We start from the raw sequence: 12,282 nt of genomic DNA on the forward strand, positions 1-12,282 counted from the left end.
ATAGGTGAAATAGAGCATCCTACATTTGTTCCGTGAGTGGTGGCTTTAGCCAAAGGGACATTCGGGTGAAGAGGTTTATATTTCGAACCAGTCCAACTCGTTTTCTGTTTTAGATGCGTATTTTCTGTATCTGGTCGGAAGCCAAAGAAGGGACCTTCTCATCCCCATCTGGAGGGATCCTTCGAAAAAAAAACGGGGTCGCGGTGACGCGGCTCCGTTTTTTTGGCTGCCCAGCTACCGCCAAATAGCAAAAGACCCGCTCCAGTCCGGAACGGGTCCAATTTAGATCAAAACAACCCAGCGTCAAAAACGCCGGACCGAAATTTAACCCTGTGCGACCTTGGCAACCTCAGCGGCAAAATCTTCTTTCACAACTTCGATGCCTTCGCCAACTTCGAGGCGGACAAAACCGGTGATTGTGGCGCCCACTTCTTTGGCTGCAGCTCCGACCGTCAGGTCAGGGTTCACCACAAACGACTGGTTCAGCAATGTCGATTCGCCGATGAATTTCTTCATCCGGCCAATGATCATCTTCTCAATCACCGCTTCTGGTTTGCCGGACTCGCGCGCGATATCCATCTGGATCTGCTTTTCTTTTTCAACAACCGCAGCGTCCAGGTCCGCTTCGCTCAGAGCCGCCGGGTTTACCGCAGCAATATGCATGGCGATCTGCTTACCCAGGGCCTCAGTACCACCGGTCAGCGCAACCAGGACACCAATTTTGCCCATTCCAGCGATGACCGCGTTGTGTACATAAGACACAACTACGTCACCTTCGAGCGCAGACATGCGGCGTACCGACATGTTTTCACCAATCGTAGCAACCTTGGCAGTCACCACTTCAGCGACAGTCTTGCCGCCCATGTCCGCTGCATTCAGGGCATCGACATTCGACACACCCAGTGCAACCTTAGAGATCCCAGCGACCATCTCTTGGAAGTCAGCATTTTTACCAACGAAGTCGGTTTCGGAGTTCACCTCAACAGCGACACCCTTGTTGCCTTCAACGCAGACGGCAACCAGGCCCTCAGCGGCGGTACGGCTGGATTTTTTAGCTGCTTTGGCCAGACCCTTGGTACGCAGCCAGTCAACGGCAGCTTCCATGTCACCATTGGTTTCTGTCAGGGCTTTTTTCGAGTCCATCATGCCTGCGCCGGTCGCGCCGCGCAGTTCTTTCACGAGTGCTGCTGTGATTGCCATCTTTTGGCTCTCCTCAAATCTAAACGGATTTGGGGCAGGTCAGACCCTGCCCCATCTATTTAACCTGTGACGGTTGGATCAGGCTTCGGCGTTTTCGGCCGGAACTTCTTCAACCAGGGCTTCTTCGAAAGCACCCAGATCAACGCCAGCGGCACCCAGTTGAGTGGACATGCCTTCCAGAGCAGCACGTGACGCCAGGTCACAGTACAACGCGATCGCGCGGGATGCGTCATCGTTGCCAGGAATGATGTAGTCAACGCCATCAGGCGAGCAGTTGGTGTCGACGATTGCAACAACCGGGATGCCCAGCTTGTTGGCTTCGGCGATGGCCAGCGCTTCTTTTTTCACATCGATGACGAACAGCAAATCAGGTACGCCGCCCATTTCGCTGATACCGCCAAGCGAAGCCTGCAGCTTGCCGTGGTCACGCTCCATGCCCAGACGTTCTTTTTTGGTCAGGCCATCAAAGCCGACTTCCATCTTCTGGTCGATGTCTTTCAGGCGCTTGATCGACAGGGACACAGTTTTCCAATTGGTCAATGTGCCGCCGAGCCAACGGTGGTTCATGAAGTACTGAGCTGATTTCTCAGCCGCTTCGGCGATTGGTGTCGCAGCCTGACGCTTGGTGCCGACGAAAAGCACGCGGCCGCCTTTGGCGACAGTGTCGTGGATAACCTGCAAAGCCTGGTCCAGCATTGGAACAGTTTGGGTCAGATCCATGATGTGGATGCCGTTACGCGCGCCGTAGATGTACGGACCCATACGTGGGTTCCAGCGCTGTGTCTGGTGGCCAAAGTGTACGCCAGCTTCGAGCAGCTGACGAAGAGTGAACTCAGGAAGAGCCATATTCGTATTACCTTTCCGGTTTTTTCCTCGGCGGGGGTCTTAGAGCGGATGCTCCAACCGGCGGTCTGTTGAGGATGTCTCCCCCAATCAGGCCAAACCCCGCCTGCGGGTTTGAATGACGCGCGTATAAAACAGGTTGTGGCAGGGTGCAAGCGTCAATGACAAAACAGCGGCCTAATCGGCCGTTTCCCGGCCCGCGCGGCCAGTCGCATGGCCGCTGCGTATCTTGTCCTCACAATAGGCAGCCAGAACCTTGCGATTGGTAAAATCAGACACGCGGACCGCAGGATGATAGATCAATTCAACTGAGCCCTGACGCAAGACCGCCAAAGTCTTGAGAAAATGCGGCGCAAAATCCATATCCCCCCACCATCCGTAAAACCTCTTCGGTTCTCCTTTTGGCGGGTGGTATACAACAGACACCGGTTGCACCGACATTAAGTCACGCAGCTGATCACTGAAGAACGCCGCAAACAATGTTGTTTTAAAGGTCAAAACCCGCAGCCCGTCGGTTGAGGTCCCTTCGGGGAAAAACAGTAGCTTATGGTCCGCCTTGAGGCGCTGCTCAAACAGCAAAGTTTGCTCGCGCGCTTTCTTGGGGTTGCGCTCGATGAACACGGTACCGGTTGCCCGGGCCAGCCAGCCGATACCCGGCCATTTTGCCACTTCTGCCTTGGAAACAAAATAGATCCGCTTGCGGGCATTGAGGGCAAAAATATCGAGCCAGGACGAGTGATTGGCCACCACAGCGCCAGGCTCTTTCATCAAGTCACCGCTGGACCGGAAACCGATCCCCATAATCCGAAATGCGTTTCGGCACACAAATTGAGTGATATAGGGGGTAATGGGGCGGTGCATCCCGAAGAATGGCCGCTCAAACAAGCGAACCATGAGCAGGATCACCAGCCCGCCAAAGACCAGCACCGCCAAGATCAGGCAGCGCAGCACAACCAACCCCCAGCCAAACCCGGACATCTGAATCGGATCCGGCTCAGCCTCACTGTGCCAACCGGGGCTCATCCGCGGCCTCGTCCGTTTGAATACAGTCGTCTTTGCCGGCTGCTTATCTTCTCGATGTCAAGAATGAGGAACACGTCGGTGGTGTTGAATTTGTAATCAATAAAGGCGCCATCTCCCACGCAACCGCCAAGGCGCAGATAGGCCTTTATCAATGCGGGCGTTTCGATCATGGCCTGGCGGCGGTTCAGATCATCTGGTGAAACCAAATCCATCGGCTGATAGGTCCTGGCGCGGACCCGCAGATTGGTGGGCGCAAGATGGTTTTGGCGCAGCATCGAAAGCGGATTGGCCAAAACCGAAGGATCAGTGCCGTGAAAACTGGCAACACCAAACAAAACTTCGATGTGATGCTGCTCCACATAGGCGGCCAGCCCCGACCATAAATGAAACATCGCAGTGCCGCCGCGATAGGCTGGATGCAGACAGGACCGCCCCAGTTCCAAAAGCTTGCGGCCTGAAGCTCTGAGCTCCGTCAGGTCATATTCGGTCTCGCAGTAGAATTGCCCGGCGCGCATTGCCTGATCTTCCCGCAACAATCGGTAAACCCCGGCCAGGGTGCCATTTGTATTGTCCCAGACCAGCATGTGATCGACAAAAGGATCAAAACCATCCCGTTCCAAACCCTGCTGATGGTCAACCAGATCCCCACTGCCGCCGAGCTCTTGCACAAAAACCTGATATCGAAGCGCCTGCGCAGCCTGCAGGTCCGCTGCGGTTTCAGCAATCTTCACGGTAAAAGCAGGGAGGTGGTCTGGCATGGTCAACAGCTAACACAGATTGAAGTCAGGCGCAGATAGACTGCATTGCGATGATTAAGCAACATTTTAAGCAAAATTTATCAAAAACGTTAACTCTTCATCAACCGTTATCACGGATCAAATACTGGTGTCAGAGCAATGCGGGATCCGTCGATCACCAGCTTGCCTTGATCACGGAAATTTACGGAGATTTTGCCGCCGATATTTGACTGCACCTGCCCCAGCCCCCAATCGGGGTGATCAGGGTGCCGCACAAACATACCGGGCGTTAAAATTGCATTGAGGTCGGTCATAACGGATTGGCCCAATTCGGAGGAAAGACATGGGTATAGATAACGTCGATTTGGCGGCTTTGATAGGGTCAAGGATCTGTCATGATTTGATCAGCCCGGTGGGCGCCATCAACAATGGCCTGGAGTTGCTCGGCATGTCTGGCGACCTCGCCGGTCCTGAACTGGAACTGATTTCAGACAGTGTTGGCAATGCCAATGCACGCATTCGTTTCTTCAGAGTGGCCTATGGCAGTGCCGGCAATCAGCAACTCGGTCGCGCCGAGGTCGTTTCAATTCTGGAGGACATGTGCAAGGGCGCGCGGCTTCAGTTTCAGTGGTCACCGCTGGATCCCTGCAACCGCCAGGAGGTTCGTCTTTCGTTTCTGGCGCTTCAATGCCTTGAAACTGCCCTGCCCTATGGCGGCACCGCCAGGGTCTATTGCGCCGATGGCAAGTGGACTGTGATTGGCGAGGCGACAAAGATCAACGTGAATGACGATCTTTGGGCGCGGATCAGTGGTGGGCAATCCAACGCCACGATCACCCCGGCGCTGGTTCAGTTTGCCATGCTGCCAGAGGTCGCCAAAACCATGGGGCGTACGGTACGGGTTGAACAAAGCCTGGATAAGGTCACGATCAATTTCTAATGCAGGCCTATCTGCCAAAAGGCGCCTACAACCCTGTCGGGACGGAGGCGCCTTTTGTTTTAGCTACGGATGGTTCCGTTGCCGCGCACCAGGTATTTGAAACTGGTCAACTGTGCCGCGCCAACCGGACCTCGGGCATGCATCTTGCCGGTGGCGATGCCAATTTCAGCCCCCATGCCAAACTCACTTCCGTCAGCAAACTGTGTTGAGGCATTATGCATCAGGATGGCACTGTCGAGTTCGCTGAAAAAGGTCTGAACTGCGTCTGGATCTTCGGTGATGATACAGTCTGTATGCTGGGAATGATGGCGACGTATATGCGAGATTGCATCTTCGATACTGTCCACCCGTTTTGCAGCGATGATCATGTCGAGATATTCACAGCCCCAGTCGGCTTCACTTGCAGTCACCATATTCTCCGGGCCAGGCAGGCCTTCCTGGGCTCGGATTTCAACGCCTGCAGCCATTAAGGCCGATAGAATATCCTTACCCAGGGTTTCACATATATCCCGGTGGATCAGCAGACATTCTGCCGCACCGCAAATGCCAGTGCGCCGCGTCTTGGCGTTCAGCACCACCTCCAGCGCCTTCTTTGCATCGGCCGTTTTGTCGATATAAATATGCACGATGCCTTCGAGATGCGCAAACACCGGAACCCGCGCCTCACGCTGGACCAGCCCCACCAGTCCCTTGCCACCGCGTGGGACGATAACGTCAACATAGTCGGTCATCGTCAGCAATTGCTGAACGGCGGCGCGGTCCCGGGTCGGAACCAGTTGGATCGCATCCAGCGGCAGTCCGGCGGCAGTCAGCCCGGTGACCAGACAGGCCTGGATGGCCTGGCTTGAGTGGAAACTCTCGGATCCGCAGCGCAGGATCACCGCATTGCCGGACTTCAGGCACAGCGCTCCCGCGTCAGCCGTCACATTCGGGCGGCTTTCATAGATCACCCCAATAACCCCCAAAGGCGTGCGAATCCGTTGGATATTGAGGCCCGACGGCTGATCCCATTGTTCCAAAATCTGACCAACCGGATCGCCCTGTTCAGCAACCGCGCGCAGGCCGTCGACGATGCTCTGGATCCTGGTATCGTCCAGCATCAACCGGTCCATCATCGCAGCGGACAGGCCTTTGGCGCGGCCAAATTCCAGATCGCGTTGGTTGGCGGCGATGATCTCACCCCGCTGCGCCCAGACCGCATCACCTGCGGCCCTCAGCGCCCGGCGCTTGTCTGCGCCCGATGCGGTGGCCAAAATTTGCGACGCGGCTTTGGCACGGGCACCAATATCGGCCATGAGTTCGGGAATGTTTTCAATGTCTTTCATCAGTTGCAGGCCTTTCCCAATGTGGGGCGCTAGAGAGTTTTTTGCCTCCGGCGGAGGTATTTTCAACAAGAAGAAGAGTCAGAGCGCCATATCATCGCGGTGGATCAGGGCGGCGCGGCCGGGATAGCCGAGCGTGGTCTCGATCTGGTACGACTGCAGCCCTGAAATGGCGCGGGCCTCGGCGCCGGTGTAACGGCTTAACCCTTGCCCCAGTTTGTGCCCGGTTGTGTCGAGAATGGCCAGTGGTTCACCACGGCCAAAATTGCCCTGCACATGGGTGACCCCTGCCGGCAGCAGACTTTTGCCGGACTTCAAAGCCCTTGCGGCGCCGATGTCGATGGTGATTTCGCCGCGCGGTTTCATCGCTGCGATCCAACGTTTGCGGGCGGTCTGGGGGTCCGTATGCGCAGCAAACCAGGTGCAAGGCGCACCGTCGTCCAGCATTTTCAATGGGTTTGAGTGGAAACCTTCTGTGATGGCCATGGCGCAACCTGCTGCTGTGGCCACTTTGGCTGCCATCAGTTTCGTGATCATTCCGCCCTTGGACAGCCCGGAGACACCCTCCCCGGCCATGGCTTCGATCTCTGGCGTAATCTGCTCAATCCTATCGTAACGGATGGCCTTTGGATCCAGCGCCGGATTGGCGCTGTAAAATCCATCGACGTCAGACAGCAGGATCAGGCAATCGGCACCCGTCGTCACTGCGACCTGGGCCGCCAGCCTGTCATTGTCACCATAGCGGATTTCGTCGGTTGCAATGGTGTCGTTTTCATTGACAATCGGCACCACTCCAAACCCCAACAGGGTCTCAAGGGTGGCACGGGAATTCAGGTAGCGGCGACGGTTTTCACTGTCCTCCAGCGTCACCAGAACCTGAGCGGTGTTGATCCCATGCGGCTCCAGTGCTGCTTCATAGGCCCGCGCCAGCCTGATCTGGCCCACAGCCGCAGCCGCTTGCGACTGCTCCAGCGGAAGATCCGCGCCAGACAGCCCAAGGACAGCCCGGCCCAGGGCGATGGAGCCGGACGACACCAGGATAACGTCGATATCTTGCTGTCGCAGCCAAGCGACATCTTCCGCAAGAGCCCGCAGCCATTCGGCACGCAAAACCCCCTCATCGCGGTCAACCAGCAAGGTAGAGCCAATTTTGACAACGATGCGTTTTGCGCTGCTTAGGGACGCCAACTCTCCGCCTCCTCAGCGGGTTTTGACCGGATGCGGTCAGCTTCGATTTCTGCTCTCACAGCCCGCAATACCTCGGGCAGACCTTCGCGGCTGACGCCGGACATCAGCAGCACCGGGCCGCCAACCGCGGCCTCCAGTTCGGCCTGAGCTGCGGCGCGTTCCTCATCGTCAAGAGCGTCGATTTTGTTTAGCGCCGTGACCCTGGTCTTGGTGGCCAGTTCGCCGCCATAGGCCTCTAGCTCGCCAATGATTGTCCGGTAGTCCTCAGCAATTGTGTCAGAGGTCCCATCAACCAGATGCAGCAGCAGCGAGCAGCGTTCCACATGGCCCAGAAAACGATCACCAATCCCGCGTCCCTCATGGGCTCCGGCAATCAAGCCAGGAATGTCGGCAATGACAAATTCAGCATTATCAATGCCAACCACCCCGAGGTTCGGGTGCAATGTGGTGAACGGGTAGTCGGCAATTTTTGGCCGCGCATTGGAACTGGCCGCCAGAAAGGTGGATTTCCCTGCGTTCGGCAGACCCAACAGGCCGGCATCGGCAATCAGCTTCAGCTTCAGCCAAATGGTACGTTCCACGCCTTCCTGGCCGGGGTTGGCGCGCCGTGGGGCCTGATTGGTTGCACTTTTGAAGTGAAGATTGCCAAAGCCGCCATTGCCGCCCTTGGCCAATTGGATGCGCTGACCAACTTCAGTCAGATCGGCAATCACGGTTTCCTGATCTTCGTCCAAAATTTCGGTGCCGACCGGGACCCGCAATACAATGTTGTCGCCATCTTTACCGGTGCGCTGCTGGCCCATGCCGCTTTGGCCGCTTTTGGCAAAGAAGTGCTGCTGATAGCGAAAATCAATCAGCGTGTTCAAGCCATCGACAACCTCGACCCAGACGGTGCCGCCTTTGCCGCCATCGCCGCCGTTAGGGCCGCCATATTCCGCATTCTTCTCGCGTCGAAAGCTGATACAGCCATTGCCGCCGCCACCGGACCGGATGTAGACCTTTGCCAGATCGAGGAATTTCATGACTGCTCCTTTTCGCAGGGGCCAAATCGCCGACCCAGGCGTGATAGTATCAAGTGATCCAAGGCAGGAGCCGATAGTGCTCCGCCTCGCTTAACGCCTGCCTTAACGCATCATGCGCGGCGCGCCAATCACAGTTTTCGGCTATAGGTCCAGGTTGGCACCGCCGCATTGCGCGAAACTGAAAATGTTTCAGCATCGCCCAGATATTCAAAGCCGCAGTGGGTCAACACCCGCGCCGAGGCGGGATTGTCCTGAAAGACAGAGGCAAACATAGCCGCGTTGTTCAGCGGATTTGCATCCACCAGCGCCTTTAGCGCCTCGGAGGCCAGGCCAGTGTTCCAGAACACCGGTGCGATCCAAAATACGGCTTCCGACTGGTTGCGATCCATTCGTTTTAATCCGATCACCCCCTTCAGTTCGGCACCGCCATCACGGGTTCCATCAATCGCCCAGATATCTTCGTCACGGTCGTCGGCCGAAGCACGCGCAATATAGGCCTCGGTCGCCCCCGGTGGTAGCGGATGAGGAATAGAACTGGTCATTCGGGCGACACGTTCGTCGCTGGTATATTGGAAGAGCAATCCTTTATCCGATTTTCGCAGCGGACGCAGGACAAAATGCTCAGCCTCGATGAGCGGTTGTATAGGTGTTTGATCCAGGCTCATGCAGATGTTCCTCATTCAATCGGTACTAGTTCAACGGACAATCTTGTCCGATCGGCAGACATCAGACCTGCAAAATCAATCTGTGTCAGGTGCCACAACAGAAAGAGGGACCGGCTTATCACCGATCCCCCAAATTTTTCTTAACCTTGTGGGTTCGGTTTATTCAGCGGCCTCCGCCACTGGCAGAACCGAAATAAAGGTGCGGCCTTTAAGGCCTTTGTGGAAGGTAACAGCGCCTTCGACAACAGCAAAGATCGTATGGTCTTTGCCCATGCCTACGCCTTCGCCCGGCCAAAACTTGGTGCCGCGCTGACGAACGATGATGTTACCCGAGATGGCCGCTTGGCCACCATATAGTTTCACGCCAAGGCGGCGACCAGCAGAGTCGCGGCCGTTACGGGAGGAACCACCAGCTTTTTTATGTGCCATTCTGTCTCTCCTTAGCCTTTAGCCAGATCTTTGGCTTGCTCAACCCATTCGGGCTTCACTTTAACCGCTTCGATACCAGCAATGTCATCTGCCGACAAGGCTGCGATCTGAGCAAAGCTGGTCAGGCCAGCGTCGTTCAGTTTGACGGCGGCGGCAGGGCCTACACCGGTCAACTGTGTCAGATCATCAGATGCAGCGATATTGGCAGCCGGAGCGCTTTTACCCGTTGCAACTTTTACACCAGTGGCGTCAGAACCCGAAGCTAGGATCTCAGTGATCCGGACCAGTGTCAGCTTTTGACGGTGACCTTTGGTGCGCTTAGAAGAGTGCTTACGACGGCGCTTGACGAAGTGGATCAGTTTTTCGCCTTTGATCTGGTCGATGACCTCGGCCTGCACTGCAGCGCCTTCAACAAAGGGTGCACCCACAACCGGAGCGTCGCCGCCCAGCATCAGGATGTCGTTGAACTGAATTGTTTCGCCAGCATCAGCAGCCAATTTTTCAATACGGAGAACGTCACCCGCATGAACTTTGTACTGCTTGCCGCCAGTCTTGAGGACCGCAAACATGCGTCTTTCCTTTTTCAACCGCGTTCTGTGGTCCCCTTATCGGGCGTTTCGGCCTAGGCCACCTCGAACGGCGCGTCCCGTTGGGGACGAATTACGTAATAAGCCCCGCCCAAAAGAGATTTCGGGCCGGGATGCGGGCTTATGCGGCAGTTGGGCAGGCCTGTCAAGCCCAACAAAAATGGGCCCGACACTCAGCTGTGCGCCCAGCCCAGAACCCGGCCCAGAACCCGGCCCCTCTGGCTCCGCTCTGTGTCGCTAGATGTCTTGTCCTGCGGTCAATTCAGACAGTCGGGACGCCAGCAGTTCAAATCGGTTTGCGGTGATTTCATACTGCACCGCATTCAGCAGTTCATAGACGGTTTGCATCAGCGGCTGTTCCAGCGCGACGACATAATCCGACATGTCCTGGTCCGAAAATGCCTGGTAGATATATGCCGAACCCGCCAAGGAGGACGCGAGCAGCGCCAGCCGCAAATCTGCCTCTTGTTCTTTCATCAAGGCTTGCAGACCTTCGACGCTCAGCTCCAGTTCAATCACCCCAGCGTCGCGGGCCGCCATGAGAAAGCGGAGCTGGATCTGTTGAACGGCCTTAACCCCGGTACCCGAGGAGTCAATTGCGGCCGCCATACGTTTCAACAGAGCCAAGCGCTCAGCGCCATCGCGGACAAGATCCGAGATGATGCGTCGGCCGGCTGCTTGGACAACATCGTCCTCTTCGATCATGTGAGCCGAATTTTCAGCCGCAACCAGCCGTTGGCCTAAGGCGCTGGCATAAAACGCCGAGGCATGGGCCAAGGCTTCCTCATCAAGCGTCTCCACCAGGATTTGCAGCGCCAGTTCATGCATCACATCTGTATCAAACACCTGATGCGACAGACGCGCCCAAGCGGCGCCAAATTCGCCGGGCTCCAGCCCCAACATGTCGGGTGCACTGCCGGCAGACAGGGCGATACTGTCCAAGGCAACATCAAAACCAGTGACTTCAAGGAAGGTTTCAATCTGGTCACGATCTGCAGCAGCGGCGGCATTTGGAATAAAAAGGGATGCAAGAAAAAGGGCGCGCAGGCCACGCATCAAGACTGCGGGAATGGGAAAGGCATATTTCATAGCTCAACACCTAAGCGATTCACGCGGCCTGACAATGGAAAACCGACGGTGCTGACCGAACTGTGACAGGATTTGGCACCGTCTCGACATGATTATGGACCACGGCGTAGAGCGGCAGAATATCGACATTGTATGGTTGGCCTCGGCTGATGCTGGTACTGGAGAAGCGGTTCATCAGCCCGATTCAGACAGGGCTGTCTGGTGATAGTCCCGAGGGGGATCAGCAATATTTCATTGTCAGCAGGCCTGTCGAAAGCCTTGCTCCAAGGTGAACAATAATACATATTCGAATAGGAGAATTATTGGAGAAAATGATGAAGTTACCCAGAAGGAAATTTCTTGCGGGCAGCGCTGCACTGACCGCTGGCGCAGCACTCGGCCTGCAATCCTCACCGGCCCATGCACAGGTCGCGTTTGGGGACATGACAATCGATGTTGTTAGCGATGGATTTTTGACATTGCCGGGCAGCTTCATATTCGACCCGATGCCACAGGATGAATTGCTGCCCATTCTCAAAACCTACGGTCAATCCGCCGAGGTTCTGACCCCGCCGTGCAATGTCACCCTGCTGCGACAAGGGGATCGGACGATCTTGTTTGATGTTGGGTCCGGGCCGGACTTCTCTGCGAATTCGGGACGTCTTCTGGACTCTCTAGAGGCCTTGGGTGTCGCCCCCGACGATGTGACCGACATTATCTTTACCCATGCGCATCCGGACCATTTGTGGGGGCTGCTGGATGATTTTGACGACCCTCTTTTTCCGGCTGCCAGCTACATGATCGGCAAAACCGAATGGGAGTATTGGATGGATCCCAACACCATAGATACCATCGGCGGCGGCCGTACCACCTTTGCCATCGGCGCACAGCGCAGACTGTCGATGATCAAAGATCAGATCACCCTGTTTGGCGACGGCGAGGAGATCCTGCCGGGCATCGCAGCACGCGCAACGGTTGGCCACACCCCCGGCCACATGGCGCTGGAAGTGCACAGCGGCTCCGAATCGGTGATGATCCTGGGCGATAGCATTGGTAACGATCATATCGCCTTTGCCAAACCTGACTGGAATTCAGGGTCTGATCAGGATCCCGAAACAGCAGCCAAAACAAGGACGACCCTGATGGATCAACTGTCCCATGAAAAAACCCGGGTGATCGGATATCATCTGAGCGGCAATGGCATTGGTTATGTGGACAAGATGGCCGACGGCTATGCTTTTGTGGCGGAGGCATGACA

Annotated in this window: 14 protein-coding genes; 2 read left to right on the forward strand and 12 right to left on the reverse strand. The window is 56.1% G+C overall.

Annotated elements, in window-relative coordinates; genetic code table 11:
* Nucleotides 1-324 precede the first annotated feature (324 nt).
* The 5 genes from tsf to QPJ95_RS19665 all read right to left on the reverse strand — a co-directional run bounded on the left by tsf (nucleotide 325) and on the right by QPJ95_RS19665 (nucleotide 4,117).
* Nucleotides 325-1,200: a translation elongation factor Ts gene (gene tsf, locus QPJ95_RS19645; protein WP_270920300.1), complete on the reverse strand. Its 876-nt coding sequence runs from the start codon at nucleotides 1,198-1,200 to the stop codon at nucleotides 325-327.
* Between the two features lie 78 nt (nucleotides 1,201-1,278).
* On the reverse strand, nucleotides 1,279-2,046 hold the full coding sequence (gene rpsB / locus QPJ95_RS19650; RefSeq protein ID WP_270920301.1) for a 30S ribosomal protein S2: 768 nt from the start codon (nucleotides 2,044-2,046) through the stop codon (nucleotides 1,279-1,281).
* Between the two features lie 174 nt (nucleotides 2,047-2,220).
* Nucleotides 2,221-3,066: a lysophospholipid acyltransferase family protein gene (locus tag QPJ95_RS19655; protein WP_270920302.1), complete on the reverse strand. Its 846-nt coding sequence runs from the start codon at nucleotides 3,064-3,066 to the stop codon at nucleotides 2,221-2,223.
* Entirely contained in the window at nucleotides 3,063-3,824 is a 762-nt protein-coding gene (locus QPJ95_RS19660; RefSeq protein WP_270920303.1) for a GNAT family N-acetyltransferase, read from the reverse strand. Before QPJ95_RS19660 ends, QPJ95_RS19655 begins: the two co-directional genes overlap by 4 nt.
* 110 nt (nucleotides 3,825-3,934) lie before the next feature.
* On the reverse strand, nucleotides 3,935-4,117 hold the full coding sequence (locus QPJ95_RS19665) for a DUF3553 domain-containing protein (RefSeq protein WP_270920304.1): 183 nt from the start codon (nucleotides 4,115-4,117) through the stop codon (nucleotides 3,935-3,937).
* Nucleotides 4,118-4,146: 29 nt separating this feature from the next.
* On the opposite strand from QPJ95_RS19665, the gene QPJ95_RS19670 reads away from it, so the two are divergent.
* On the forward strand, nucleotides 4,147-4,743 hold the full coding sequence (locus QPJ95_RS19670) for a histidine phosphotransferase family protein (RefSeq protein ID WP_270920305.1): 597 nt from the start codon (nucleotides 4,147-4,149) through the stop codon (nucleotides 4,741-4,743).
* A gap of 59 nt (nucleotides 4,744-4,802) precedes the next feature.
* On the opposite strand, the gene QPJ95_RS19675 is transcribed toward QPJ95_RS19670, so the two are convergent.
* The 7 genes from QPJ95_RS19675 to QPJ95_RS19705 form a co-directional block, all read right to left on the reverse strand.
* Nucleotides 4,803-6,068, reverse strand: coding sequence for a glutamate-5-semialdehyde dehydrogenase (locus tag QPJ95_RS19675; RefSeq protein ID WP_270920306.1), 1,266 nt, complete (start codon nucleotides 6,066-6,068; stop codon nucleotides 4,803-4,805).
* A 78-nt stretch (nucleotides 6,069-6,146) separates the two neighbouring features.
* Nucleotides 6,147-7,253 (reverse strand): glutamate 5-kinase, encoded by a 1,107-nt coding sequence (proB, locus tag QPJ95_RS19680; protein ID WP_270920307.1) that lies wholly within the window; start codon nucleotides 7,251-7,253, stop codon nucleotides 6,147-6,149.
* Nucleotides 7,241-8,275: a GTPase ObgE gene (gene obgE / locus QPJ95_RS19685; RefSeq protein WP_270920308.1), complete on the reverse strand. Its 1,035-nt coding sequence runs from the start codon at nucleotides 8,273-8,275 to the stop codon at nucleotides 7,241-7,243. The genes proB and obgE overlap by 13 nt, the downstream gene beginning before the upstream one ends.
* Nucleotides 8,276-8,403: 128 nt before the next feature.
* Entirely contained in the window at nucleotides 8,404-8,940 is a 537-nt protein-coding gene (locus QPJ95_RS19690) for a GNAT family N-acetyltransferase (RefSeq protein ID WP_270920309.1), read from the reverse strand.
* 159 nt (nucleotides 8,941-9,099) lie between these two features.
* Nucleotides 9,100-9,369: a 50S ribosomal protein L27 gene (gene rpmA / locus QPJ95_RS19695; protein ID WP_270920310.1), complete on the reverse strand. Its 270-nt coding sequence runs from the start codon at nucleotides 9,367-9,369 to the stop codon at nucleotides 9,100-9,102.
* A gap of 11 nt (nucleotides 9,370-9,380) precedes the next feature.
* Nucleotides 9,381-9,938, reverse strand: a complete 558-nt coding sequence (gene rplU, locus QPJ95_RS19700) for a 50S ribosomal protein L21 (RefSeq protein ID WP_270920311.1) — start codon at nucleotides 9,936-9,938, stop codon at nucleotides 9,381-9,383.
* A gap of 255 nt (nucleotides 9,939-10,193) precedes the next feature.
* Nucleotides 10,194-11,045, reverse strand: coding sequence for a DUF2059 domain-containing protein (locus QPJ95_RS19705; RefSeq protein WP_270920312.1), 852 nt, complete (start codon nucleotides 11,043-11,045; stop codon nucleotides 10,194-10,196).
* Nucleotides 11,046-11,359: 314 nt separating this feature from the next.
* On the opposite strand from QPJ95_RS19705, the gene QPJ95_RS19710 reads away from it, so the two are divergent.
* Entirely contained in the window at nucleotides 11,360-12,280 is a 921-nt protein-coding gene (locus QPJ95_RS19710) for an MBL fold metallo-hydrolase (RefSeq protein WP_270920313.1), read from the forward strand.
* The last annotated feature ends 2 nt before the right edge of the window (nucleotides 12,281-12,282 follow it).

The sequence above is a fragment of the Parasedimentitalea psychrophila genome, assembly GCF_030285785.1.
GTDB classification, from domain to species: domain Bacteria; phylum Pseudomonadota; class Alphaproteobacteria; order Rhodobacterales; family Rhodobacteraceae; genus Parasedimentitalea; species Parasedimentitalea psychrophila.

Excerpts from the sequence above, each read along its gene's own strand:
- tsf (WP_270920300.1), bottom strand. The coding sequence starts at position 1,200 with ATGGCAATCACAGCAGCACTCGTGAAAGAACTGCGCGGCGCGACCGGC.
- rpsB (WP_270920301.1), bottom strand. The coding sequence starts at position 2,046 with ATGGCTCTTCCTGAGTTCACTCTTCGTCAGCTGCTCGAAGCTGGCGTA.
- QPJ95_RS19655 (WP_270920302.1), bottom strand. The coding sequence starts at position 3,066 with ATGAGCCCCGGTTGGCACAGTGAGGCTGAGCCGGATCCGATTCAGATG.
- QPJ95_RS19660 (WP_270920303.1), bottom strand. The coding sequence starts at position 3,824 with ATGCCAGACCACCTCCCTGCTTTTACCGTGAAGATTGCTGAAACCGCA.
- QPJ95_RS19665 (WP_270920304.1), bottom strand. The coding sequence starts at position 4,117 with ATGACCGACCTCAATGCAATTTTAACGCCCGGTATGTTTGTGCGGCAC.
- QPJ95_RS19670 (WP_270920305.1), top strand. The coding sequence starts at position 4,147 with ATGGGTATAGATAACGTCGATTTGGCGGCTTTGATAGGGTCAAGGATC.
- QPJ95_RS19675 (WP_270920306.1), bottom strand. The coding sequence starts at position 6,068 with ATGAAAGACATTGAAAACATTCCCGAACTCATGGCCGATATTGGTGCC.
- obgE (WP_270920308.1), bottom strand. The coding sequence starts at position 8,275 with ATGAAATTCCTCGATCTGGCAAAGGTCTACATCCGGTCCGGTGGCGGC.
- QPJ95_RS19690 (WP_270920309.1), bottom strand. The coding sequence starts at position 8,940 with ATGAGCCTGGATCAAACACCTATACAACCGCTCATCGAGGCTGAGCAT.
- rpmA (WP_270920310.1), bottom strand. The coding sequence starts at position 9,369 with ATGGCACATAAAAAAGCTGGTGGTTCCTCCCGTAACGGCCGCGACTCT.
- rplU (WP_270920311.1), bottom strand. The coding sequence starts at position 9,938 with ATGTTTGCGGTCCTCAAGACTGGCGGCAAGCAGTACAAAGTTCATGCG.
- QPJ95_RS19705 (WP_270920312.1), bottom strand. The coding sequence starts at position 11,045 with ATGAAATATGCCTTTCCCATTCCCGCAGTCTTGATGCGTGGCCTGCGC.
- QPJ95_RS19710 (WP_270920313.1), top strand. The coding sequence starts at position 11,360 with ATGAAGTTACCCAGAAGGAAATTTCTTGCGGGCAGCGCTGCACTGACC.